This window comes from Paenibacillus sp. J22FR83, from assembly GCF_059691955.1.
In genome coordinates, this window is record NZ_JCAUAM010000011.1 from 204752 (window position 1) to 231264 (window position 26513).

Annotated in this window: 18 protein-coding genes; 2 read left to right on the top strand and 16 right to left on the bottom strand. The window is 45.6% G+C overall.

The window, feature by feature from the left end:
- The 10 genes from AC58PV_RS20845 to rsgA form a co-directional block, all read right to left on the bottom strand.
- Entirely contained in the window at positions 1-963 is a 963-nt protein-coding gene (locus AC58PV_RS20845; RefSeq protein WP_497434437.1) for a PhoH family protein, read from the bottom strand.
- A 10-nt stretch (positions 964-973) separates the two neighbouring features.
- A complete protein-coding gene (yqfD, locus tag AC58PV_RS20850; protein WP_497434293.1) occupies positions 974-2167 on the bottom strand; it encodes a sporulation protein YqfD in 1194 nt (397 codons plus the stop codon).
- Between the two features lie 37 nt (positions 2168-2204).
- Positions 2205-2483, bottom strand: coding sequence for a sporulation protein YqfC (gene yqfC, locus AC58PV_RS20855; RefSeq protein ID WP_056609736.1), 279 nt, complete (start codon positions 2481-2483; stop codon positions 2205-2207).
- A 154-nt stretch (positions 2484-2637) separates the two neighbouring features.
- Positions 2638-3102 (bottom strand): YqfB family membrane protein, encoded by a 465-nt coding sequence (locus AC58PV_RS20860; RefSeq protein WP_497434294.1) that lies wholly within the window; start codon positions 3100-3102, stop codon positions 2638-2640.
- A gap of 18 nt (positions 3103-3120) precedes the next feature.
- Positions 3121-4110 carry a flotillin-like protein FloA gene (gene floA, locus AC58PV_RS20865; protein ID WP_497434295.1) on the bottom strand — a complete coding sequence of 330 codons (990 nt, stop codon included), beginning with the start codon at positions 4108-4110 and terminating at the stop codon, positions 3121-3123.
- Positions 4107-4790 (bottom strand): NfeD family protein, encoded by a 684-nt coding sequence (locus AC58PV_RS20870; protein WP_497434296.1) that lies wholly within the window; start codon positions 4788-4790, stop codon positions 4107-4109. The genes floA and AC58PV_RS20870 overlap by 4 nt, the downstream gene beginning before the upstream one ends.
- A 159-nt stretch (positions 4791-4949) precedes the next feature.
- Complete coding sequence (locus tag AC58PV_RS20875; RefSeq protein ID WP_057314579.1) at positions 4950-5393, bottom strand: GatB/YqeY domain-containing protein; 444 nt, start codon at positions 5391-5393, stop codon at positions 4950-4952.
- 8 nt (positions 5394-5401) lie between these two features.
- Positions 5402-5575: a 30S ribosomal protein S21 gene (gene rpsU / locus AC58PV_RS20880; protein ID WP_028558020.1), complete on the bottom strand. Its 174-nt coding sequence runs from the start codon at positions 5573-5575 to the stop codon at positions 5402-5404.
- Between the two features lie 114 nt (positions 5576-5689).
- Positions 5690-6040 (bottom strand): histidine triad nucleotide-binding protein, encoded by a 351-nt coding sequence (locus AC58PV_RS20885; RefSeq protein WP_497434298.1) that lies wholly within the window; start codon positions 6038-6040, stop codon positions 5690-5692.
- Positions 6041-6130: 90 nt separating this feature from the next.
- Positions 6131-7195 carry a ribosome small subunit-dependent GTPase A gene (gene rsgA, locus AC58PV_RS20890; RefSeq protein WP_497434299.1) on the bottom strand — a complete coding sequence of 355 codons (1065 nt, stop codon included), beginning with the start codon at positions 7193-7195 and terminating at the stop codon, positions 6131-6133.
- Positions 7196-7385: 190 nt separating this feature from the next.
- Between rsgA and AC58PV_RS20895 the strand changes: the two genes are divergently transcribed.
- Positions 7386-9308 carry an FAD-dependent oxidoreductase gene (locus AC58PV_RS20895; RefSeq protein WP_497434300.1) on the top strand — a complete coding sequence of 641 codons (1923 nt, stop codon included), beginning with the start codon at positions 7386-7388 and terminating at the stop codon, positions 9306-9308.
- Positions 9309-9382: 74 nt separating this feature from the next.
- Here AC58PV_RS20895 and AC58PV_RS20900 read toward each other — a convergent pair whose 3' ends face one another.
- Positions 9383-11320 (bottom strand): stalk domain-containing protein, encoded by a 1938-nt coding sequence (locus tag AC58PV_RS20900; RefSeq protein WP_497434439.1) that lies wholly within the window; start codon positions 11318-11320, stop codon positions 9383-9385.
- Between the two features lie 229 nt (positions 11321-11549).
- On the opposite strand from AC58PV_RS20900, the gene AC58PV_RS20905 reads away from it, so the two are divergent.
- Entirely contained in the window at positions 11550-12746 is a 1197-nt protein-coding gene (locus tag AC58PV_RS20905) for a CapA family protein (protein ID WP_497434302.1), read from the top strand.
- 108 nt (positions 12747-12854) lie between these two features.
- On the opposite strand, the gene AC58PV_RS20910 is transcribed toward AC58PV_RS20905, so the two are convergent.
- From AC58PV_RS20910 to addB, 5 genes are all read right to left on the bottom strand, one after another.
- On the bottom strand, positions 12855-13958 hold the full coding sequence (locus tag AC58PV_RS20910; RefSeq protein ID WP_497434303.1) for a chymotrypsin family serine protease: 1104 nt from the start codon (positions 13956-13958) through the stop codon (positions 12855-12857).
- A gap of 149 nt (positions 13959-14107) precedes the next feature.
- The gene (locus AC58PV_RS20915) at positions 14108-17590 is read right to left on the bottom strand and encodes an SbcC/MukB-like Walker B domain-containing protein (RefSeq protein ID WP_497434304.1); all 3483 of its coding nucleotides are present in this window, start codon (positions 17588-17590) and stop codon (positions 14108-14110) included.
- A gap of 104 nt (positions 17591-17694) precedes the next feature.
- Positions 17695-18876, bottom strand: a complete 1182-nt coding sequence (locus tag AC58PV_RS20920; RefSeq protein WP_497434305.1) for an exonuclease SbcCD subunit D — start codon at positions 18874-18876, stop codon at positions 17695-17697.
- 43 nt (positions 18877-18919) lie between these two features.
- Complete coding sequence (addA, locus tag AC58PV_RS20925; protein ID WP_497434307.1) at positions 18920-22882, bottom strand: helicase-exonuclease AddAB subunit AddA; 3963 nt, start codon at positions 22880-22882, stop codon at positions 18920-18922.
- On the bottom strand, positions 22879-26433 hold the full coding sequence (gene addB, locus AC58PV_RS20930; RefSeq protein WP_497434308.1) for a helicase-exonuclease AddAB subunit AddB: 3555 nt from the start codon (positions 26431-26433) through the stop codon (positions 22879-22881). Before addB ends, addA begins: the two co-directional genes overlap by 4 nt.
- Between the last annotated feature and the right edge of the window lie 80 nt (positions 26434-26513).

Consider the following 26513-nt stretch of genomic DNA (forward strand, 5'->3'; position numbering starts at 1 on the left):
TTACTTATTCATTTCAGCGTTATAGGCAACAATGATCTTCTGAACAAGTGAATGTCGAACAACATCACCCTCATCAAAATGAATAAAGCCTAGTTCTTCAATGCCACTTAAAATACGAGACGCTTCAACCAAACCAGAAGATTTCCCTCTAGGTAAATCAATCTGTGTCACATCCCCTGTAATGACCATCTTGGAACCAAAACCAAGCCTCGTTAGAAACATTTTCATTTGCTCTGGTGTCGTGTTCTGTGCTTCATCTAGAATGATGAAAGAATCATCAAGTGTACGCCCTCTCATATAGGCCAAAGGGGCGATTTCGATGAGTCCGCGCTCTAGTGACTTCGCAACTTGCTCAGGCCCTAGGACATCGTTAAGAGCATCATACAATGGGCGTAAATAAGGGTCAACTTTTTCCTGTAAGTCGCCTGGTAGAAACCCTAGACTCTCCCCTGCTTCAACTGCTGGGCGTGTAAGAACAATGCGTTTCACAGCCCCTTCTTTCAATCGGGTTACTGCAAGAACAACAGCTAGATACGTTTTACCTGTTCCTGCTGGACCTATCCCGAAGACAATATCCTTCTTCTTGATTGTATCCACATACTTCTTTTGTCCAATCGTTTTGACACGAATTGGCTTGCCTTTGTGAGTGGTTGTAATTTCACCCTTGAATAAGTCCAGTAACTGCTCCGCTTTCATTTGTTTCGCTAGCTCAACAGCATATAGCACATCTCGTTCCGTTACCGTGTAATTATTACGGATTAACTGCAGTAGAACTTCAAAGAGCTGCTGAAGTGAGTTCACTTCCGCAGCCCTGCCTTGAATGGTTATTTCGGCTTCGCGCGTAAAGATCTGAGCTGCAATTTCCCGCTCGATGATATGTAAAAATTTATCCTGCGGACCAAATAAAGCTAATCCTTCATTTGGGTTTTTCAATGTAATTTGGACAGATTGCGCATTTTCTATCAACAGGGCCTCATTCTCCTTGTGTCACAATTGGTTGTTCTTCAGCAATATTTTCTTCGACCTCAAAATGAACGTCTATATAAATTTTACCATTCTCTGTTTTTTCATGCAAAATTTTTTCTCCGACGATCCTTGCATCCTCGCCTGCAGCTCCTAATAATTTGATTCTAGCTTGCTCAATGCCCGTCTTTTTTGCGTTCGCCGCTTCCACCGGCTCTTCTACGACATGGACCTCCATAATTTTCTCATGCAGCCAACCTAAAGGAATTGAATATGACCGCCAAGCTAATGTTTTGCGATCAGGCAGTGTCTCAAAATGCTCGAAGCCCGTCTTCCCATAGCCTGTAAGTTGCAACGCTCTTGATCCGAATACGAGATAACTCCGATGCTCGGTTTCGCCTGTAAAAACTTTATATTGTTTCGTAAGCGGAACTTCGATTCGGGAGGTATACCAGACCACTCCTCTTATCTTACCATCTGCGACCACAATTTGACTATTTTGCTCATCACCGATCGTACCTGAGATCAAAACAGCTCCTTTGCGAACGTACGTATTCGGTTTCACCATTGGCTTACCTTTGACCGATTGTATTTCCGTTACGAGCGCACTTTTGGAAGCTACAATGTTTCTCGGATTTTTCAAAGGATCTTTGCCGGGGATGGTTGCCTCAACAACCTTAATCGTGATATGCGTCCCTCGGATTTCGACGCCAACCCATGCCGCGCTCGGCAGTTGCTGTTGTATAGCGCGAGAAAGCTCCTCAGTCTTGTCCAACTTAAATTTCCACTGAAACTTATGTATCCCTTGCTTGGATGCGGCCTGCAAAATGTCAGACGACGCAATGCGGTCGTTGCCGTCCACAGAGACTTGCCACACCAATGAAGTGAGCACATAGAGACTAATAATGAATGCAGCTATACCGCCAAACAACACTTTTCTCCGTCCAATTCTATCCATGAAAAATGGCAGACCAAACCGCCCCACCACATGCATTCTGCAGCCTGTCCGTTTCAAAAGCGGCCGAAGTCGGAAGAAATCCTTGATAAGGATGTACATCTCTAGTTTCCCATCTTTGCCAGCTTGAATATCCCATATGGAGTAGCCTCCCTCCACCATGGGACGAATCAACCTTTCGCAGTCCTTGCCTCTAATTTGAATGCGTACATAGCCACGCAAACGGGCAATGAATAGGGATTGTTTCATGACTCAGCCTCCAGTTCTCATTCGCACTACCACGATATTAAGGCATATATTTCACATGATCGATGATGCCTTCAATGAATACCTCTTCTGAAAGAATCGCTCTTATGACCAATTGTTGGCCGCATACTTCCAGCGTTCCTTTCGCTAACTCCAGCTTCAGAATTTCACTGGAAAAATGCAGTACGCCCCGGTGGTTCTCAACATATAGCTGTACGTTGCCGATCATCGTGATTCGCGGCAAATCCTGTACAACATCTTGGGGAAGATCAAGGATCTTGGCCGTGAACTGGTTCCATTTGCGGGTCAAGCGACGCATAGCTGGGCAGTACCCCCTCTAACTAAAAGATCGAGAATGCAGAAAAGGCGCATAGACTTTCTACCAAATTATGCGGCTGAGGCCGCTTTTATGAAAAAGAGACATAAAAAAAACGCCCCCTCGCATTAGCAAGAGGGCGTTCCTGAAATAGTCGTTATCGACGGTATGGCTTTTTGGCACGTGGCGGGCCTAGTATCTCTGCCCAAACAACGCCCTGAAGAACTTGATCCCGATTCGGTTGATCGGGAAATTGGCTTGGCGTTGTGATCTCATCTGCGTAAATAGGCGAACTTACTGCCGTTGTACTTTTGACCACTTGTGGCGTAAAGGGGGAAGTCTTCTGTTTCTGTGTTACTGCATTTGTCTTACCAAGCCCAGACTGTTTAAAATCGTCTTGTGTACGTCCTTGATGACTCGTTGGACTTAGATGACCTGGTTGCACGTTCTTCGCTTCTACAGGCCTCCTGGCGTCGCTTGGGCCATTACCAAAAGTCGGCATACCTTTCCTTTGTGCACTCTGCTCAGCTCGCTTGCGTCTGCCTTGTAGTTGATAGAAGAAGGTTAACGCTATAATGACCAAATACCAGTTCTTAAATAAGAATGCGATAAGCTGTTCCATTTGATCACCTCACACACCTTATTCTTTTTCATTTTTTCCATCGTTTATTTTACCTAATGAAGAACGCATTTGCGTATCGGATTCAATATTTTTGAGATTCATATAATCCATGACACCTAATTGCCCTTTTTGCAATGCTTCAGCCATGGCAAGAGGTACTTGCGACTCTGATTCAACAACCTTAGCACGCATTTCGACTACCCGCGCCTTCATCTCCTGTTCAGCTGCAACGGCCATTGCGCGGCGCTCCTCAGCTTTGGCTTGGGCAATCCGTTTATCTGCCTCTGCTTGCTCTGTTTGCAAATGGGCACCGATATTTTTACCAACATCGACATCTGCAATATCAATAGACAGAATTTCAAAAGCTGTCCCTGCATCCAAACCTTTGCCTAAAACAGTGCGAGAAATCATGTCTGGATTTTCTAATACATCTTTATGTGATTCACTAGAACCTACGGTCGTTACAATCCCCTCGCCGACACGGGCAATAATCGTTTCCTCACCAGCACCACCTACGAGTCTATCAATGTTGGCACGCACCGTAACCCGTGCAATAACCTTCACTTCAATACCATTTTTCGCTACAGCAGAGACGTTAGGCGTTTCGATTACACGTGGGTTGACGCTCATTTGAACAGCCAACAATACGTCACGACCCGCCAAATCAATGGCAGCCGCGCGCTCGAATTCCAAATGAATTTTGGCACGATGTGCAGCAATCAACGCATTCACAACACGGTCAACATTACCGCCTGCCAGATAATGACTTTCCAGTTGGTTCACACTAAGATCAATGCCCGCTTTCGTAGCTTTAATCATTGGGTTCACGATGCGGCTTGGTGTTACCCGACGCAATCTCATGGCAATTAAGGTAATAATGCTAATTCTTACACCGGAAGCCAGCGCAGAGATCCATAACATAACTGGAACCACACTGAGTAATATGGACAACACAATAATAATAATCGCTGCTAACAGCACCAAATATAAACCTGGTTCAATCGTCATTTGTTTGTTTCCTCCTTATGATTAGGTTGGTCATCCATCGCTTTCACTACAACACGAACACCTTCAACTTCCACAACAATAACGGCTTTATTTACCGAAATAAAACTACCATGCGTGACAACATCAACGCGCTCTCCTTGAATCAATGCCGTTCCCGCAGGTCGCAACGGGGTGATGGCTTCCCCTATCAAACCAACTAAATTCGATCGATCAGGGCTCGATGTAAAACCCTTGCTCGTCGTTAGCTGTTCCTTCAGAATGAAACGGTTCCAAACGCCGCGATGTTTAAACGTTCTAATTGCAGCAATGATAACCACAAGAGCGACTAGTAAGGCAATAATTAGCATATACGCTGCTTCCTTGGGATCCGAAGAAGCCATCAACACTCCGCCGAATAGGCAAATCGCTCCTAATACACTTAGAATACCGAAGCTTGGAACAACTAATTCTAAAATCAAGAGAACCAAGCCAAGTCCCAAGACAGCTAAGTCGCCAAAACTCGCAAAGCCCGCCAAGTAAAAACCTAAGAAATATAAACCAAAGCCAGCAACTCCCGCCAAGGCAAGCAATCCACTACTGAAAAAAAGCAACTCAAGTGCAATCCCAATAATGCCAACCATCAATAATACTGTACCTGTCACAGGGTGAGTCAGAAACGCGGATAGATTGTCAAGAAACATCGTCCTTCACTCCTTCCCTTCTTACTTACTCTCACTAGGTATGTACGCAACAACTTATGAACTGTTTCGGAATATTAGTAGAAATATTAGAAAGTACTTTAGTAAAGAAAAAAGACCGAGCAGAAATGTCCACTCGATCTTCACAAAACATATTTGGTATTAACCTAATAATTGTTGAACTAACTGATTGATAAGTTTACCATCAGCGCGTCCTTTAACCTGAGGCATCAATGCCGTCATCACTTTGCCCATATCCGCTTTGGAAGAAGCACCAATTTGCTGGATGGTCTGCTGTACAATGGCTTTCACTTCTTCCTCAGAAAGCTGTTGCGGCATGTACTCAGCTAGAATAACAAGTTCCGCACTCAGGTTGTCGGCTAGATCATCACGACCTGCCTTGGTAAATTCTTGGAGGGAATCCTTACGCTGTTTGATCTCACGAGTTAGAACATCAAGCACTTCATTGTCGTCTAAGGGTCTTTTCAGATCAATCTCAGAATTCTTAATCGTAGAACGTACCATTCGAATTACAGAGAGCTTAAACTTGTCCTGACTCTTCATCGCTTGTTTCATATCTTCGTTCAATCGATCGCTTAAGCTCATGTTGCCTCCTAGAACTTTCTTTTACGAGCAGCCTCAGATTTAAGCTTACGCTTAACGCTTGGCTTGTCATAATGCTTACGTTTCTTAACTTCTGCAAGTACGCCATCCTTAGCGATGGAACGCTTAAAGCGACGAAGTGCAGCATCTATAGTTTCGTTCTTACGAACTCGAGTTTCTGACAACAGTTTTCCCTCCCTCCGAACAGACCATCTAAGACAAAACGGTTCATCAAATCTCATTATAGGTGATAGTAATTAGGGTGTCAATCGTAAAACCAATCTTTCCTACTAGAAAGATTAATTATGAACACCAAGCGGTGCTAATCTAGCTCCTGCCATCAAATGATAATGCAAATGGTGAACGATTTGACCTGCGTTTGCTCCAATGTTCGTAATCACCCGATAACCGGATTCTTCTACTTCTAGTTCTCTAGCAATCTGCGCAGCGACGCGCTGCATTTGCCCTACGATTGCCCAATCTTCCGGTTGACCTGCTGCTAAAGAAGCAAAGTGTTTCTTCGGAATAATAAGAACATGAATCGGTGCTGCTGGTTGGATGTCATGAAAAGCTAGAATTTGATCATCTTCATAGACTTTCTTAGAGGGAAGATCCCCTGCAATGATTTTACAAAAAATACAATCACTCATTGATACATTCGTCCTCCCGACAGTGTTATCCTACTTACCTATAAGTTTATCGGAAAGCGATCAAAAAATCCAATCCAAATCTTATCGAATTTAGCGATGAGGTTGACTTTTGAGGGATTGGTGGATCTTTTTCCATTTTGCTTTCTCAGCTGCTTGAAGTCCTTTGTCCTCTTTGCGAGCCAAATACGCAAGTTCCTTCTGTAATTTCACATAATTCTGAAAACGCTCCGCGGACAATACTCCCGAATCTAGAGCGGATTTCACCGCACACTTCGGTTCATTCTCATGTTTGCAATCTTGAAAAAAGCATTGATCGGCGAATTCCTCAATATCCTGGAAGGAAGTACTCAAGCCCTCAGAAGCGCTCCATAACTGCAGCTCTCTCATCCCCGGAGTATCGATTAAGATACCACCATCTGGCAGCAGAATCAGCTCACGGTGGGTTGTCGTATGCTTCCCTTTGTCATCTCCCGATCGAATATCGCCTGTGTTCAATATATCTTTACCGTAAATACGGTTAACTAAGGTCGACTTCCCAACCCCTGAAGAGCCTAGCAGCGCAACAGTTTGACCGCTAGTCATATAAGAAGCAAGTTCCTCTAATCCTCGATTTTCAGCAGAACTAATAATATGAATGGGAACGCCAATAGCAACGGCAGCCACTTCAGCTGCTAACTCATCTGGATTAGCGCAAAGATCAGACTTGCTTAGAACGATGACAGGATTGGCACCACTTTCCCAAGCTAGAACCAGATAGCGCTCAATTCGCCGTACATTAAAATCTTGATTCAGTGCATTTACCAAAAATACCGTATCTACATTGGTCGCAACAATTTGCTCTTCCGTGACTTGACCAGCCACTTTACGGGAAAACTTACTTCGACGAGGAAGCACCGCATGGACCACAGCACGCTGTTCCCCTTCTCGTATTGATAGTACCACCCAATCTCCTACTGCCGGGTAATCCTCGCGGCGCAGAGCTTGGTGACGCATTTTGCCCGAAACTTCAGCTAACACTTCGCCAACTTCCGTCTGAACGCGATACATATGTTTATGTTCTAAGGAGACGCGGCCTGCGACAAATCCTTCTTCATTTAAAAAAGGCTCAAACGCTTTATCGAAACTTACATGCCAACCTAAATCTAGTTTGTTCAAGTCTTTATTTCATCCTCTCAAGAAGTTCTAAAGTGAAGTATATACCGAACGGAGAAGCCTCACACGGTAAAGAATAATTTAGATTATTTATTCCGCGGTTCCAATTTGACGCCGGTCAATTCACTTGTAGACTGCAAGTCTATTTTTGCATATAATAAGTGTAAACGGATTGTTTGAATGGAGTGAGCGGATGAGTCAATTCATGAGAGCCTCGACCCGCAAAAAGCGTGATGTCATGATGGAAGTTGCCCTAACGATGTTCATGGAGAAAGGCTACGAGAATGTATCTGTTGATGATATTATCGGGGCAACCAGTACGTCCAAAGGAACCTTTTATCATTATTTCAAGAGTAAAGATGCCATTATTACAGCGTTATACAGTAAACAAACACTGCTGATTCAAGAGTGGGTCAAACAGCCCCCTTCGAAGGTACAATCGCTAGAAGGCCATATTAATCGTCTATTTTTAGACTTAGCGTCGAATATTCACATGTCACCCCGACTCATTCGCAGTTTGCAGGCACTTTCTTTACAGAATGATACGGTAAAAACGGAAGAGCTCCAGCAATTAAAAGTCTTGTCTCAAAGCTTACTGCACTGGCTCCCGGAGCCAAAAAAGATTGAACTGCTCGTATGCATGTATACCGGAACGATTCTCACTTGGTGCAATCAAGAAGATGCCGATCTGCTCTCCATGATGAAAAACAACTTAGCCTGGTTATGGGTAGGTCTCCGTTCAGAAGAACCTTACGCATCGCTGCAGGTAGAACCCACCCCCAAGGAGGAAAAGCGAATGAAAGTAGCCATTATTGGCGGAGGATTAGCTGGGTTAACAGCTGCCGCGTATTTATCCGAAAACCCCCATGTAGAAGGTATATTATTTGAACGTAGTCCACAGCTTGGAGGGCGAGCTTTCACGTATGAGAAAGCAGGTTTCACGCTAAATTACGGCGCGCACGCTATTTACGGTATTGATCGTCATACTTTGACTACAATGGAACGCGAGCTCGGGCTTTCCTTCTCCTCTAAACAAGTCGATAAACGCAAAGTCGTCTATGCCAAACATAACCAACTTACAACCGCACCATTAGATGCGATTAACCTCCTCAAAACGGATTTGCTTAGCACGATTCAAAAAGTTCGTTTTGTTGGTGAAATTGCTGCCATTATTGCTAATATCCACAATATTAAGAACTACGCGACATTGGCTGACTATCTTGCCGAATCCAATGCGGATGAAGATGTTAAAGAGCTATGGGAGCATTTGGTTTGCTCCAACTTCTTCATTACCCCTGAGGATGCACGCAACGTCTCCGGCGCTGTAATTAGCGAGTACTATCACAACTTGTTCTTGTCTAGTAAACCTGTTAACTATGTCTTAGGCAGCTGGGCTGTTATTACAAATCAACTCAAACAGAAATTGACCACTTCCGGCAAATGGGAAATCGCCTTACAGGAAGGTGTCGACGGACTTCGTTATGAGGATCGTAAGTTCGTACTGAAAACGAAAACGCGTGAAATGGCATTTGATAAAGTCATCTTCGCAATGCCTGTTCAACAAGTAGTCAAATTACTCAAAGGTTCGGCTTGGGAACCCTTCTTAGCTCCTTACGAATCCAACACGGCAACCGAGGTAATGGTTTATGACATAGGCTTAAGCCACGTCGTTGCTAGACCATTCAGTTACATTAGTGACATGGATAATAAACTATTCATCAGCGATGTTTCCGCAACAGACCATACGTTAGTTCCAGAAGGTGGACAATTGCTTCAGGGTATCGCTTACCTCAGCGATAACTTCGACACCGATGAGGAACGCAAAGCGTATTTGGACAATAAAACATCACAGATGGAGGCTCTATTCGATAGACATTACCCAGGCTGGCGTGATGTTACTGCGGTTAAGCGGGTTTCGAAGAAAGCAATGGTATCCAGTGTGAAAAACATTGCAACCAACCGACTTTTGCCAACTCGTGTTGAGAATATTCCGTTCTATTTCTGTGGAGACGGCTGTACAGGTAAAGGTGAGCTGGCTGAACGCGCATTCTCGAGTGCGCGCAGCGCGGCATTAGCCATCGTACAGGAAGTGGAACAAGCATTACAAAATGTATAACTACTAAACTTTAACAAACAAAAAGCTGTTCAAGATCTGACACGTTGTCAGAGATTGAAACAGCTTTTTGCGCTTTATTTGCTAGTAATGCTTACCGTTCTTGTTGCTCCATCCCAATTCACATTACCACCAAAGGTTTCTCCTACGAATCTAGCAGGTGCAAGCGTGTAACCATTCACCAATCGAGCTGGTTCTTCCAATTCAATCGGCTTGCCATTGACATACACTGTTCTTTGATCAAGCGTCAACTTCACAGTTGTACTTCCTTTGGTTGCTGTGACAGATCGCGTTGACGCTTCATAGTCCACCTTGGCTCCCATAGCTTCAAAGATCGCGCGAAGCGGCGTAAACGTTGAGCCATTCACAATGACAGGAGCTTGTTCAAACTGTTGAACAGCACCATTGATATTCACGGAAACTTGTGAGGATATACCAAATGTACGAAAGGCTACTTGTTGACCAGATGTATTCAAAATACGAAGCTGCAGCACGGATCCTTCTGGTACTTCACCAGCTTTGAGATCGATTCCGTATGGCAAACTCGTTTGGGATGCAATAACTCTCCCATTTAGCAGATACTCCACTTTACCAATGTAGACCTGGGGAATTTTGATAAAAGGAATGATCCTCGTTTGCTTCGTAAATGATTGATGATTAGCATCAATCGGTACATATCCTACACGATCTGATGGTTTAGCTCCGTCCTTCACTTCAGAAAGAAGATAAGGATTAGCAATCAACTTGCTGTAATAGCTTTGAATATCAGAAGAAGTTGATAATGAGTAATCATTCTTTGCATTATTCATTTGCTGATCCACATTGAAATACGTGATGGCTTTCAATCTTGGGTATTTGTAAGGCATGATTTCATATAAACGTTGCAGGTTTAATTTCGCCCATTCCGTGTAATCCTCATCAGCTGAATGGGAATAATGCGGAACACCCGTCTCACTCAGCATCAATGGTTTCCGATCAGCATAAGTGTTGTACAACCTTGTAAGTCTCTCTACATTGCTTGTCGCAAGCATGGAAGGAAGCGAAGGATCTCCATTTTCGTAAGGCTCAATGTATAAACTGACACCAACCCAGTCAACATACGCATCGCCAGGATAATAGGGATCGATATCATTGGCCGGTACATCGCCTGGGCTCCACACCATAGCCACATTAGGCGCATCTGCCGCAAATACATCATGAAGCATTCTAAACTTCGCAATATACTGTGCCGGATTCCCATGCCATTTCACCCAAGCGCCATTCATTTCCCCTGCAAATCGTAGAAAAATTGGAATTCCAGCGGCTTTCGCCTCTTTGGCCCAGCTGCGTAAGTAAGCTCCGTCTGTAACAGGATCTAGGCCATTATCCGGCTCCCACGCAATTTGCAAAGCACCGCCAGCGTCTTTGGCCCGCTTCGCATAGGTAGACGGAAAACTTTGTCCCCAATGCGCATAAGCTAGGTAAATCGCATGTTTTTTGCCATAGACGGATTGCATCTTGGTAAAGGTATTGCCGACTTTAGGGTCTTGCTCGGAATACATGCCTAAATACGTCCCGTATGCAGGTTCAAACTTAGCCAATCGGGTGCCATCTGGGGAAGTTCGCTCTTGGACGATGGCCTCGCTACTTTCTTCCCGATACAATTCAACAGTTGTCCGAATTTGATCTGCACGCTGCAATTTGACAGCGCCCCAATCTTTACCCGCATTGACCCAATATTGATTTTCCTGTTCATAATAACGAATCGCTTGATCATAGTCACCGATATTGTCAAAATACTGGTCTAACTTGCCACTGAAAAGGGCTGCATTCTCCCAGTCCCCTGCACTTGCGTAATGGTCAGCCAGATATATCCAATGGGGTACGGCAGCTTTGGAATTACCAGAAGCTTGCAACGACTCCGCTGTTGTCCAATGATCCCATACAACATCAGCACGAGTTGGTGCTGGCGCCCCCGCCATACCTGCAGCAAGAATACCAACTGCAAGTGATAGAATTCCTATTCGTTTATTCATTTTCAAGAGATACAGACATCCTTTCCTATTGCTCTAAGTTATTCGCATGTACTTGATACGTTCTGAGCAACGAAAAAGTAGCATAAAAGTCAAAAAAATTACAATCCTCTCCCTGCGTACCACGCAAAATTGATCTGAATTTAATGAGATCACTACGACGGTTCGATCCCTTTTGCAATTAACCGCTGTTAGAATATTGTGAAATAGCGCGTGAAGGGGCTACCATCCCATGACAAATAAAAGAGTAATTATCTTAATGGCAGTTTGTTTAAGTATGTTATTTGTTGGTTGTGAAGCCACTACACAAGACTTAAGCAGTCAATTCGCGTTCTCCCCCGCACCAACTGTCATTACACCAGAGGCAACTGAGAATGGCAGCTACGCACTTCCGTCTGATTCAAATACAAGCGGTAGCGAGACTTCCTCCAATGTCGTATATGTACAACCACCACCAAAGCAAACAAATATTTCTGAACCGTTACATATCCTCTTTGCTGGCGATGCGATGTTCGATGGGTCAGTCAAAGACGCGATCAATCAATATGGACCTGACTATCCCTTTCTTCATATTCAATCCGATATCGCTCAAGCTGATTTCGCTTTTGTCAATTTGGAAACGGCGGTTACGTTAGAGAAAGAGAAGGATACGAATCAGATCTATAATTTCAAATCCAATCCTGAATCCCTTACCGGGCTGAAAAATGCTGGTTTCGACATGGTATCCGTAGCCAATAATCATTCTATGGATTTCTTGCAAAAGGGATTTCTCGACACCTTAACTCATCTCAATAAGGCTAACCTACTCTATGTGGGAGGTGGTTTGAACGCACAAGAAGCGTACCGAGCAAAGAGCGTGAATCTGAAGGGAAAATCAGTGAGATTTCTTGCTTTTTCTCGATTCATCCCAACCGCGGATTGGTTCGCAGGTACGAACAAACCTGGTATTGCGCAAGCTTACGATAGAAAGCCTGTGCTTGAGGCGATTGCTCGAGAACGCGAAGGCGCCGATTATCTACTCATTTATCTGCATTGGGGCGTGGAAATGAACAATCGCCCTGAGGCATGGCAGCGTGAATTCGCCAAACAAATGATAGATGCAGGTGCAGATGCAATCATCGGGAGTCACGTGCATGTGCTGCAAGGTTTTGAATATTACAAAGGCAAGCCAATTGCTTATTCCATTGGTAATTTTCTGTTCCCGGACTATGTAACGGGTCCCAAAGCAGACACAGGACTGCTCCATTTGAAGCTTGTTCAAGAGCAAATCGAGTTGTCGTTTCAGCCTTTTTACATTGAGAAAAATCAAATTGTTTCAAAGGGCACAGCTTATGATGAAAAGCAATTAGCTTATTTAACATCTATTTCTTATGGCTTGGAACTCGAGGGGCAGACGATTCGACCAGAAATTGGATTCGCCAGTAGGTAAGCATTCATCTGTAAGTATGTAAAAGGAATTACGGATAGCATAAACTCATCGTAATTCCTTTGCCTATTCGGCCACCAAAGCTAGACTTCAGAGCCATAAGTTCGGCTTCTATTTGTGCGATTTCACCAAAATTGCTCTAGTACGTTTCCGTTGTTGTTCCGTCAAAGGCTGCACATAAGAAGCATCTCCACGAAGTGCAGTTCCTTTCACTTTACCGGCGGTATATGTGCCACCTGCAGCTGGAATAGCCGTACGTACACCATAAGAAGCCATTACTACACCGATCGGATTACTAATGGAACGAGAGCCATCTGCTGGACCTGCGAAATTGAGCGCTACCGCATAACGATCGCTGGCGCGGAGCCACACTGAGCCTGAGTCACCTGGAAGTGATACTGGACCCGAAGTTCCTACAATGACAGTCTGATTGCGGAACAGCAGTGTACCTAAACTGCCGCCATAAGAGACACGTACATCCACATTATTAGACTCCACGACTCCTCTAACAGAACCTGTCGTACGGCCCGATTTAAACACTTGAAGTCCGACAGGATAACTCAGAAGATGCCCGGGCACTGTAACTAAGTCGCCTGATGAATTCCGTAGATACCTTGGGTTTAGTAGACTGTTTGAGGTTGGAAGGGCAATCGAGGAATCTTGAAAATTAACTTCACCAGGACGTAATGGAACAAATTGATACGCTCTCCCCACACGATCTGACCCGGATGCACCGCCATCCGCTGGTCCAGGTTGAACCGTTTCTGAGAATGCGGAAGAATTATCTCTGATCAACACATGGTTGTTGCTTAAGATGTAAAGTTGATTATTCTTAATTACGATTAACCCTGCTGTTCCTGTCGAGAAAGGATTTGTTTTGCCAATACTCACGCCGCCAGGCACTGGACGATTCCTACTTTGAAACGTAGTTACCTTATACAATTTCGGTTTAGGTGCTTTTACTACATGCGCTTTGAAAGAATCCGCAGAGAGAAAGCGTACAGGAACTGAAGAACCTAATTTCGAAGCAACACTTTTAAGATTGTTTAATCCCGATGGGACGATTTTTTGGTGGGTATAAACAATAACGCTCGCACCCGCTGATGGCTTTTTGGGATCTGCATATCCAACGCCTACCCCCATCACTTCTGCCCTTTTCAATAAGACAGGCGAGAGTCGATTCTTATGTTTCAGTGCTTCATGAAATGTTGCCATGCACATTCCCCTTTTCGTCAAGTTGGTGCAGTGTATGCCAACTTGTACGTTTCGGTAAGATATCTTTACCTAAGGGGTAGGTAGGAAATGAAAAAAAGGCTAATGACCGATCATCATGCGTCATTAACCTTTTTTTGATTAAGAAACCTTTAAAGTTCCTCAAGAGTAATGCGACTTCCACGACCAGACGGTTCTGCGGGTTGAACAATTAACTTGCGGACAAGCCTTGCACGAAGCTCAGGTACGTGAGAAATGACGCCAACAGCTAATCGATCTGTATGAAGTTTCTCTAATGCACCAATAACCATGTCTAACAACTCCTGGTCTAGCGTTCCGAAGCCTTCATCTAGGAAGAAAAACTCCAAAGGATATTCGCCTTTTAGCTGAATCTGTGCAGACAATGCTAAGGCTAAAGCTAACGAAGTAAGGAAGGTTTCCCCACCAGACAGTGTGCCCACTGGTCGCTTCACCCCGCCATTCGCATCATCACGAATAACGAAACCACCGCCAGAGTCGACTTCAATCCCATAACGTCGTCGTGTCAACTCACCTAGTCGCTCGGATGCCGCACGACTCACTTGCATTAACTGCTCTTCGGCAAGGTACTCGACGAAGGCATTGGCTTTGAGCACGGCTTGCAGCTTGCCAAGCCGCTCTAACAGCGTCGCTTGCTCCGCGCGCTGCGCTTCGAGCTCACACCAGCGCATGTGCCGCGCAGCGAGCTCGCTGGCGCCCTGCGCCGCCTTGGCTCGCGCCTCCAGCGCGGCTTCGGCGCCGTTCTTCGCGTCGCTCAGCTGCGCCTGCGACTGCGCCCACTCGGCCGCGCTCAGCACGCGGCCCTGCAGCTTCGCTGCCAGCTGCGCCAGCTGGGCGCGCAGCGCCTGCTCGCGCTCGCGGTGCTCCGCCGCGAGCTGCGCCCACTGGCGGCGCTGCTCAGGCGCCAGCGCCGCTGCCTCTGCGGCTTCGCGCGAAGCGAAGCCGCCTCTCTCGAGCGCGCTGGCCAGCGCGCGCTCGGTTTGCGCGAGCTGCCGCGCCGCGGCGGCAGCGGCTTCGGCGGCGGCGCTGTGGCGCTGCGCCGCCAGGGACTGCTCTCGCTGCGCAGCAGCATGCGCGAGCTTGGTCTGCTGCGCGAGCTGCCGCAGCTGCGCTAGCGCGGAGGTCGCCTCCGCGATGAGCTGCGGCACGGCCGCGCCAGGCGCGCGCAGAGCGAGCTGCCGCGACTTGTCGGCGGCGAGCTGCGCGAACCCTTGCAGCCGCTCATGGAGCTGCAAGGCTGTTCGATCGTGCTCCTGCGCTGCAAGCTGAAGCTTCTCAATATTAACAAGAAGTTCTTCGAGGAAAGTAACACTCTTCTCGATACGACCGCGCAGCTCATCGGCTATTCGTTCATTTTCTAAGAGCTGTTGTAGTCGTGCCTCAACAGTATCCCAACTCAGCTCTGCGAATCCCTCTTGCCACTGACGAGCCTGATCTTGAATCCCATCCTTTAAACTGCTTAGTCTAGCTTCAGCTTCCATAACCAAACTAGCCGCCGCTTCCACTTGCACACCTAGGACTAGATCTTGTTGTGTCAATTGTGCATGCTCTTTGATCAACTGATCATAAGCTTTCTCCAACTCTTCCACTTGAGCAGCTACGACTTGAGAATCTGAATTCACATTTTCCCAAGCCTTTTGCCAATCTTCCATGCTCATGGCCATACAATCGTTAAATGAACTTACTTGAGCTACTACTTCTTGAGCAACCGCAGCTTCTTGAAGCCCCAGATTATTTTCAATCTTATCAACTTGTTGCCTATTTATGACTTCATCAGGGAAACTTAATTGCGCTGCTTGCTTATGCTGATCGCTCATTCTTCGAATGAGTTGCAACCCTAGATACTGTTGTTCTTTTGCTCCCTGCAAGAAAGGTTCGATGCGTTGCAATACATTTTCGGAAACACTTGCAGTATCCACATTGTCTGCATTCTCACCATTCTTAGTAATCGCTGGATGCTCTAGGGATCCGCATACGGGGCACGATTCCCCCATCTCTAGTTCAGCAGCCAACAATGCTGCCAAGGCATGACGTTCTTGATGTTTCAATTGCATTCTTTGCTCTTCCAACCACCCCTGAAGCCCGGTTGAGAAAGCTGTAAATAGACCTTGTTGTTTCTGCAATCGCTGTTCACTCGAAGCACTAGCTTCAAACCAATTTATAAGCTGGGCATACAACACCCTCTGTTTATCCACAATCTGATTTCTCGATTGCTCCACAGTTTTATGAGTCTTTACTTTGTCATCCTTATTTCTTTGAGCTTCCGACTCTTGAGCTTGAAGAAGTAGTATTGATTTTTTCTCCTGTACAGCTCTTTGCAGCTGTTGCCTTTTCGCAGTATCCGTTTCAACCTGTTTTAGTTGAGCTTTCAGTTCTGTTTGTTTGGCTACTGCTTTCTGTTTCGTTTCATGCGCTTTTAACAGATCCGCTTGCAAAGTCACTAAGGCTGATTTCACTTCAGCTTCTTGTGTTTGTGCCCTTTGAATTTGCGATTGTACTTGTTCAAGCTCCTGTCCAATCACAAGTGCTTGTTCCAATTGATCCAAACGCAGCATCAATGGTCCTTCTTGCTCGACTAGTGCGCGTTCAGCTTTATCAAAAGCGATCAATGCTCGCTGATAATCTGTTTCTGCAAGTGCTAAAGAAGACGTTGCATTCGCAAGAAGCATTTCGCTTGAGGACACATCTTTAGCAGCTAATTGATGTTGATCCAAGAAAGGAATCATCCGCTCCGCTTGTTCCGCAAGTTTCAAGACCTGCTCTTTCTCCGTAACAAACTCCTCTTGTTCATGATGCTTCCGTTGCTCATGTTCAAGACTTTCCGATTCTTGTATCCACTGATAAATTTGCTTGTTTTCTTCGTATGCCTTTTCCTGCCCCTCCAAATAAATTCGACTTCGAACAGCTTCTTGTTCTGTTTCAAGAAGCTTTCTATTCGCCTCTTCCAAAGCCTCTGCGGTCGCATCACCCAAGCCTTGCTGCTCAGCAATGAGCTGTTTAATGACACTGTCCGTTTCCTTTACTTTAGAACTCACTTTTGCGCTTAATTGATCCCCATAGGTTTCAAGATGAAACAGCCTCTGCAGCATTTGCCTACGATCTTTACCTGTCAACGTCAGGAACTCAGCAAACTTTCCTTGTGGAAGCACGACCGCTCTTGTAAAATCCTGCATCGACAGACCCAAAATGTTCTGAATCTGGAGATTGACTTCGCCTGCCTTATCCGCAAGCACAATGGTTTCTTGATCTCGAATATGTAAGAGACGTGAAATCGTTCCGTTAATTGACATTTCTGATCCGCGCTTGAATTGCCTCTCTACTCGGTAGCGAGCTGTGCTTGAGGCGTTCGTCAGTTCAAATGTAAAAGAAACGAACAGCGTTTGCTCCGCATGATTCATAATCGCTTGCGTGCCGCCGCTTGCTCTTTCAACCTTGCCATAAAGGGATAGCGTTATCGCATCTAAGATCGATGATTTCCCGCTGCCCGTTGGTCCAAAAATACCAAACACGCCTGCATCCACGAGTTGGCTAAAATCTATCGTTTGCAGCTCTCTATAGCTTTGCAAACCAGACATTTGTAACTGAATCGGACGCATTGTACTATACTCCTTTCATTCACACCGCAAACTTATCCACAGGCATTCGTTAGGGAAATCTTCACCTGCCACATTCTCACTTATGTGCATTCATCCCAGCTCAATTACTCTCCGCCAGATGAATCTCCAAGATCTTTCTCTTGCAGCAACTCCAGGAATAATTGAATTAGTGCAGGCTCTGGCTGCGCACCTCCTGTTTGGCGAGCATAGAAGCGCGTGAAATGCTCTTCCATCGAAATTGCCGCTCTTGGCATCGCCGCACGAACAACTTCCATTTCCGGATAGATAGGTCGAATGTGAATGAAACCTTCATACGACTTGCGTAATAATTGTATTTGTTCAATCGACATGGCCGATGTCATTGTAATCTCCAAATCTATCCATGCCGTGCTATCCCTTTGCTCATCTAACCACTGATGGACTTGGCCAATGCCTTCCTTCGCCTTCCAACTCACTAACGGGCGACCAGACGTCAAGAAAATCTCCTCGGGCTCAGCTGCCTGTCCTGGTGCAAGATCAAGTATCGTAACCGATTTGGCTTGGCCCGCTTCTGAGAAGCTGTAGGCTAGCGGGGATCCACTATAACGAATAGGAGATGCCCCCTTCACATTTTGTGGACGATGCAAATGACCAAGTGCAACGTATTGAGCACCTGCTGCCAAAGCAGATGTATCGACCGTATAAGCACCACCAACCTGGATAGGTCGTTCAGATTCCGTTTCATGACCCCCAAGAACATATAAGTGACTCATAATTAAATTAACAGTACTCGCTTCAAAGGAAGCAGCCTGTTTGCGAATAAGTGCGCCAACCCGCTCTGAATATTTGCTGCGCAGCACTTCTTCCTCAGCAACCTCGGACAGCAGCTCTTTCAAACGTGACTCCGAAGGATATGGCAATGCAATTAGACGTGCAAGCTCACCTGTACGTGGTATGCCTATTGACTGAATATCTTGAATCGGTAAACCAATCAAGGTAATTCCTTGGGTTGCTGCTAACGGGCCCGAAGCTGCAAGCCGATCCGGATGGTCATGATTGCCCGAAATTATCGCTACATGCCTTCTCCCGCCATCAGCTAATCTCGCAATACCTTCATAAAACAGTTGCTCCGCTGCAGCAGGAGGATTCACACTATCGTAAATATCTCCTGCAATCAACACGAGATCAATCGCTTGATCTTCCACAATTCGTACGAGTTCATCCATAAAAGCGACCTGCTCTTCCATCCGACTTCGTCCTTCCAAAGCTCGTCCAAAATGCCAATCCGCTGTGTGCAAAATTCGCATGTCTCATCTCCTTCCTGCCCTGGCCTTACTTTCAACTGATTGACTACATTTCTACTAACTTGGCTCCATCAAAGAAATAGAGGTACTTCCCGTGTATCGGGCGTTTCCAAATATGTTCCACAGCTCGTGCATACAAGCCGATTTGTTTCTCATACCGAAGTTGAAGTTCTGTTTCCGTGCTGCCACGAACCGCGTCCGTTTTGTAATCAACGAGAACGAGACCTAGCTCATCTTCAAATAGACAGTCAATTACACCTTGTATGAGTACGGTCTCGCCAAGCGTAGATGAATCCGTCTCCGAGTATACTTCAACTGCAGGGAGTCCATAGCTAAATGGAACCTCGCGCTGAACATGGTGTGACTGGATTAATCTTTTGCCAACGGATGTCTCAAAAAACTTCAAAATAACCGGAATATCTACGACATCACGCTGCTCTTGCGTCATGGTCTGTTTGTCTATCATCTCTTGAAGTGTCCCTTGAATACTTGCCTCAGTAGGCAATTCCGCTAGAGACATATTTTGCATAACGGCATGAACCACAGTCCCTTTCTCTGCCGCCGTCAGCTTCTTCTCTTCCATGAATCTTGGTCTACGCCAAATTAAAGGAGCTGGTTGATTGGAAAGTGTTACTTCCCCCAGAGTAGGCACAGTTTCCATAGCGTTCGGTAACTCTAACTCATCCGCGATGCGATTGACCTCAGATAAACGTTTCATCTCAGAAACTGTCGTCTTGGCAAAATGTTTAGGTGCATCTTGGAATTCATATTGCCAAGACAATCGCTCATTTAAAGCATCTTTCCATTTCCCCGATGTAGTAACAACCTCGCGTTGCTGAATCGCCATAAATCGATCTTGATCCGGCACGAAAGTGGAATCCTCAAGTACATCCAATTGCCGCAAGCTTTCTGGCGTAATGACAGACAACTTCCATTGCGAGGCATCCCGCAGTAAACGTATATCAGAAGATATATCGCTTATGCCAATTTTTTCTCGCCACAATACAGCATCAGGATGACGAAGTAATGCCGGTCCTACCCAATCCAGATAGCTCTTTGCTTTTGCCAACTCAAAATCGGGTAAATACCAAGCCTCCCTAGATAAATGACGCCCCCATCCACGCAGAAGCTTATCGAGAGATTTCACAGTACCCAACAAATATAATTTCTCGCGTGCTCTTGTAAGTGCTACATAGAGGACACGCATTTCTTCTGCCAAAAGTTCTAATTTCAGCCTCTTTTTAATGGCAAGAGACGGTAGTGTCGGGTAACTGATACGCAGCGTCGTATCTACAAATCTCGGACCAAAGCCAAGCTCTTTATGCAATAAAAATGCTTCATTCAAATCCCGTTGATTAAACATTTTCGCCATGCCTGCGACGAATACGACAGGGAATTCCAAACCTTTACTTTTATGGATAGACATAATACGTACAACGTCTTCCTGTTCCCCCAGCGCACGAGCGGTACCAAGATCGCCCCCACTCTCTTTCATCCGCTCGATAAACCGTAAAAAACGGAATAAGCCCCGTAAGGAAGTACTTTCGTATTGTCTAGCTCTATCATATAGCGCTCTTAAATTGGCTTGTCTTTGCATGCCGCCAGGCAATCCGCCAGCAAAATCGTAATAGCCCGTTTGTCTAAAGATACGCCAGATTAAATCAGCGAGAGAGCCTTGCCTTGCGTCATTTCGCCATTGTTCCAATTGTTCAAGAAACGCAGTCAATTTCAAGGACAGCTGCTCATTGTCATTATGGGTATTTGGCCCAGCGGTTCGCAGAACAGACTCATAGAAAGCGACAGACTTATCCGCAACTCGAATTTGTGCCAATTCTTCAGCAGTCAGCCCCACTATAGGCGATCTCAAAACAGCAGCTAAAGGTACGTCTTGATACGGATTGTCAATAACCTTCAATAAAGAAAGCATCGTCTCGACTTCGGTTGCCGAGAAGTACCCCGTGCTGAGCTCGGCGTAAGCCGGAATTCCCTGTTTCTTAAGCTCATCGATGATAATCGGTGACCAAGCTTGCGTTGCTCTTAGTAAGATCACAATATCTCGATAGGTTGCTGGCCGATTGCCTCCCGTTCTTTTATCAAACACTTGGAAGGCTTCTTGAATATCAGTACCTAACAAGCCCTTGATTTGACGCGCAATGGTACGTGCTTCTAGCTGTGCAGTTTCCAGTTCTTCAGCTTCCATAGCTGGGTCAGTCCCGCTTTCGGTGCCATCAGCGTTCGATTCGTCCCCATTTTCTTCCGATTCTTCCATAAACGCATCAGTTTTATCGGCTCCGTCTTTCGCACGGTCTATGATCAGCATTTCAACCGAACAATCAGATGCCGAAGGCGGATACCCAGCCCCATACACCAGTTCTGCCCGCTCATCGTAAGCAATTTCACCGACAGTCTCATTCATCATTTGTTTAAAAATAAAGTTAACTGCATGGACGACTTGAAGTCGGCTGCGGAAATTTCTTGCTAAGTCAATTCTTCCACCATTCATTTCTCCATCAGTCGCAGATTCTTTATTAGAACGATAAGCTTTGTATTTCTCTAGAAACAAGCCTGGCTCTGCCAGTCGAAACCGATAAATACTTTGCTTTACATCGCCAACCATGAATCGATTTCCAGGTTTGGCTGTCGAAATCAACTCAACTATAGCTTCTTGGACACGATTCGTATCCTGATATTCATCCAAGAGTACTTCAGCAAATTGCTTCCTATACGCTTGTGCTGCCTCAGAAGGATATAACTCGCCAGGCATAGAACCAGGCGCACTAAGAATTTGCAAACAGTAATGCTCCAAATCAGCAAAGTCAATCAGACCCTTCGCTGCTTTAGCCGCTTGGTATCTTTGACCAAAATCAACAATGAGATCAACAAGGACATGCAGCAAAGGCGCCATTAGGGCAACTTCTTGATGAAATTGCTCAGGTGTCCTGCCAAACAATTCTTCTTTTAATTTATTAATTTGCTCTTTGGCCTTGTTCCGTAGTTCTTTAACTTCTTCCTGCATTCCTTTATCATAGTCATCGCCTTTGCAAGCTTTGAGCTTGCCGAACTCGACCGTTTGAAAACCAAGATACAAGACAGACCACGGGTATGTCGTTGTCTCCAGCAAGTTCTGAACGAGCAGTAAATCTTCCCGTAAATTATCGAGATAAGGAGCAGGACCTCCTGGGGATTCAGCAATATGAAGGGCTTGTCCTAGCAAGTCCGCTGCTCCCTCAAGTTCGAGTGAAAGATCTCGAATAAGACTTTGTTCCCAAAGTGAATAGTCCACAGGTGCAGATGTCGCGGCAACATAAGGCAATGCTTCTTCCACCACCTCGGCAGCTTCACCCATACTCACATGATTAGCTTCTTCTACGCGTTGCCCGAACATAGAAGCCGTACCTCTTAACCAATGCTCTGGCCAAGGATGGCTGCGCGATACATCGTATAACTTCTGGATGAGCTGCATAATCGCACTATCATTGCGTTCACCACTGAAAGAGTCCACTAATTGCCAGAAGGCACTATTCTCATTACTCGCCGCATAATATTCTTCAAGCATCTCTCCAAGCAGATCTTGACGCAGCAAATCAGCTTCAGTTTCATTCGCAATCCGAAAACCAGGATCCAATTGGATAAGACTAAAATAACGTTGTACAACTTCTAAACAAAAGGAATGCAGTGTAGTAATCGATGCTTTCCCCATAAGTGCTAGTTGCTTACGCAGATGTTGAGAATGGGGCTGTTTCATAAGTTCTTTCTCAAGCGCTTCTCGAATCCGATGCTTCATTTCGGAAGCTGCAGCCTTCGTAAAGGTAGCAACGAGTAGTCGGTCAACATCGATGGGCTCCCACTCATTGGAGATTCGTTGGATGATACGTTCAACGAGCACCGCTGTCTTACCAGATCCCGCAGCAGCAGCAACTAGCATATTCTGACCCTTGAGGGTTATCGCATCCCATTGATCATCCGTCCATGTACTACCGATAGGCTTAGGTTCTTGCTGTTGTGTCACCTTGTACGCTCCTTTCTACCTTCACGACTGGCAACCTGTGCAGCCAAATCCGTCCATATTTGATCTTTCGCACGTGGTCGAAAGACTTGAATGTCATTCCCTTCAAATAAAGGATCTATTTGACAAATCGATGAATACGAGCAGTGCATACAAGCTGATTTTTTCCCTAACCGATAAGGAGCGATATCAACATGCCCATCCGTAATGCTCGTACCAATTTGTTTTACTTGTTTGCGTACATACGTGCGCAACGTATCCCATTGCTCGTCCGTAGCAACAGATGAAGTCGAGTAAAAACTCCCATCTTTCTTTAGTGCAACAGGGATAAGTTGGGAATGCCCCGAACTATGGATGAGCTCATCATCCATCAAACCAGCTACTTCAGCATCAGCGGTAATTAATCCCTTCATTTTGAATCGTTTACGCAGCTCCTTCTCGATGGAAGCAGGATCGAGCGCATTTTTCTGTTGTAACATTGGATTATGCACGTGGAAATAGAGCACGCCTGCAGGTTTTGCCTGGACTCCAAGCCATGTCTCTGCATGTGTAAGAATAACATCCAAGTAAGTCAGCATTTGTAGGGATAATCCATAGTAAACTTCTGAAAGCTGCAGAGCTGTTTGACTGGATTTATAATCAATTACTCGTAAAAGAACGCCATTTTCACCATCCGCTCGATCCACACGGTCGATTCGGCCGATAATCTCCATGGTGCAGCCGTTTTCCAATTCAAATGTTAGTGAAGGTAAATCCTTGCCTGGTCCAAAATCAATCTCCAAACCGAGTGGTTGAAATTGACCGTGTTTCGCATGTTCTCCGAGAATGACAGCTGCTCTTCCTACCACTTGTTTTAATTTTCTAGCTATATAAGCATAGCGGCTCGAGCTCAACAGAATTTCTCCTTGTAGTCTCGGTGCAAGCTCATCTACCACCTGTGCAGACCTCTCCATACATTGCTCCGCGGAAAGTGAACCCCAATCTAGCTGATCCTGCTGCAGCTTCTGGACGAATTGATTCAACGCTGCGTGGAATAATTGTCCAATATCCGGAGCATCTAAGCGATAGACGCGACGTTCCTGCAGCCTTAGGCCATGAGAAATGAAATGCGAGAACGGACATGCCACATACTTCTCCATTCGTGAAACACTAGCACGCAAGTGCTGTCCATATAACATTTGGCTAGTAGGGATGGATAGCCCCTTCTCTTTGTTCGTGTATTGCAATGCCTGAACAACTGATTGCAGTTTCAGCTGCCAGTCCGGTCGTTCCGCGTACCAATTGTACGCATCCCACCATAATTCCGACATACGCCCGCCTAACATCCAATGCTTCATACGCACAGCCAAATAAGAGATCGCCTGCGTCGGATGTGCCAGATAAGCAGCTTGTTCGCTTTCGGAAGCTTCCGCTGAAGGTTCCGCTAGAAGTAGCGTCTGATCCGTACTTGGGAAAAGCTGTCGCATCTGTCTGATCAACTCCGAAGGCAATAACGATTTCCCTTCTTCATCTGCTAACGGGTAACTCAACCAAAGCCGCTTGCCAGGAACAGTTAATGATGTATACACAATAAATTGCTCATCCAGCAGCTTGCGACGGCTTCCATCGGCCATTGGCAATCCAGAGTCCATTAGAACACTGCGTTCTGCTTCTGTGAGGACACCTTTTTCAGCCATCTGTGCAGGAATAACCCCGTCATTCACACCTAAAATATAGGCATATCTAATCCCGCTTGAGCGTGTCCTGTCCATACTGCCAATCAGTAATTGATCCATGGATGGTGGAACTAACCCTAGTTTCATGCTTTCCATTCCTGTTTCAATCAAACCGTTAAACAATTCCAAGGATAATTCATCATCGCCCATGGTTTCTACTAATTGATCCAGCATATCCATGACACTGTTCCACATTTGCCCGTGTTCGCGAGCCTTCTCTGGATTTCCATCTAACGTTGCTTGCTGCGCCCATGCTTCTAACTTCTCTGGTGCCTGCACAGTTACTAATAATTCATAAACCGCTTCGACCTGCGCTTTGACCGTACGTGCTTGTGCAAGGCGATTGGACAACGCCAATAAAGGACCTACGACCCACGATTTGCTCGTATTTAGCGCTTGAAGCTCAGCCGATTGTTCATTAACCTCACCCTCTGCTTGCTCCAAATTGGCACGAAATGTATACGTCCATGGCTTGCCATCCGTCCATCTATAGCCTTGAATTCCAAATGCAAGTACATAATTCTCTAATTTATCTAATTCTGTCCTTAGCGATGTCGCTCCAGCAGGCAAGAGTAAATCCGTTTTGATACACCGAAACACTGCATCGTAATGCCAATTATGCTGAATAACCTCGAGTGCAGACCTTATAAATTCCACGAGAGGATGATGAAGAACCGAACGCTTCTGATCGAAAAAGTGTGGTATCTCATAATCCGTAAGTACCATGTTTAACAGGTCTTGATACCCTTCCATGTTCCGCACCATGATAGCCATTTCACGCCAACGCACACCCTGTTCTCGAACTAGCTGCAGCATGTCACGCACTGCTCCCTCAACTTCTGCACGACGATGGACAGCTTCCCTAATAACGAGTTGGTCTTCAATCTTCTCACCAAGCAAGGGCTTGTATTTAGGCGCTCCGCCACCGATTCGACGATCAAAATTCTGCTCCAAATAAGCAAGCGCAGGGCTATCTTCATATCGAGGTGAACGCTCGGGAGCGAGATGAATCACTTCAGCCGCATCAAGTCCAAGTTGCCATATCATATCTTGCAATCGTACCATCGTCGTAGCTGTGGGATGAAATAAATCCAATTCATCCGGACTATCCCCTGCTTGCAGCTCACGATCTAAGCACAACGTAATCGTCACTTGTTTGCAAGCAGCAAACAATGCACCAAGCACATTGAATTCTTGTGGTGTAAAGCCATGAAAACCATCAATCCATAGGGATGCTGAACGCAAATAAGCCGAGTTCTGAACTTGCTCTGCGAGCAGCGTTAAATAATCTTCGCCGTCCAAATACTGTCTAGCAAGCTCTGCTTCAAATTGACGATATACCAGTTGAATATCGTGCATTTTATCCCTAAGCAAACCATGTTCACTCAGGAGAGTTACTCTTTTATTTTCATGCGTTTCCAGCTGTTCTGCCGTCACGCAATAACGTTTCATTTCTGTAAAAAGCTGATTAAGTCGATCCACAAAGCCCATTTGCTCCGCAGAATGACCAAATAATCGGAGTTTATCCTTATATTTATGTAAAATGCTCGTTAACAGCAATTTCTTACCTGTATCATCAATTGGCAGACGCGCTGTCCCACCCTCTTCTTGCATAACACGCCATGCTAATCGATGGAAACTTAAGACTTGTGCGCGAATCATTCCCCGAATACTAGGATCCGATACTAGTGCGTGCTCAGCTTGAAATGTAGCTTGTTCAGGAACAAGCAATATCAACGGATCACCTTCTGGCGCCATTGCCAGCTGTTGTTTCATTTCAGTCAAACAACGTTCACTCTTGCCGCTTCCGGCTCTACCAATCACGAATCGAATGGTCATTCATGGCCTCCTAACACTTTCCGTCGGAAAGCTTGCTTCGTAAGCAATTCTCTTTATCTATCTCTCTATTCTATCATATT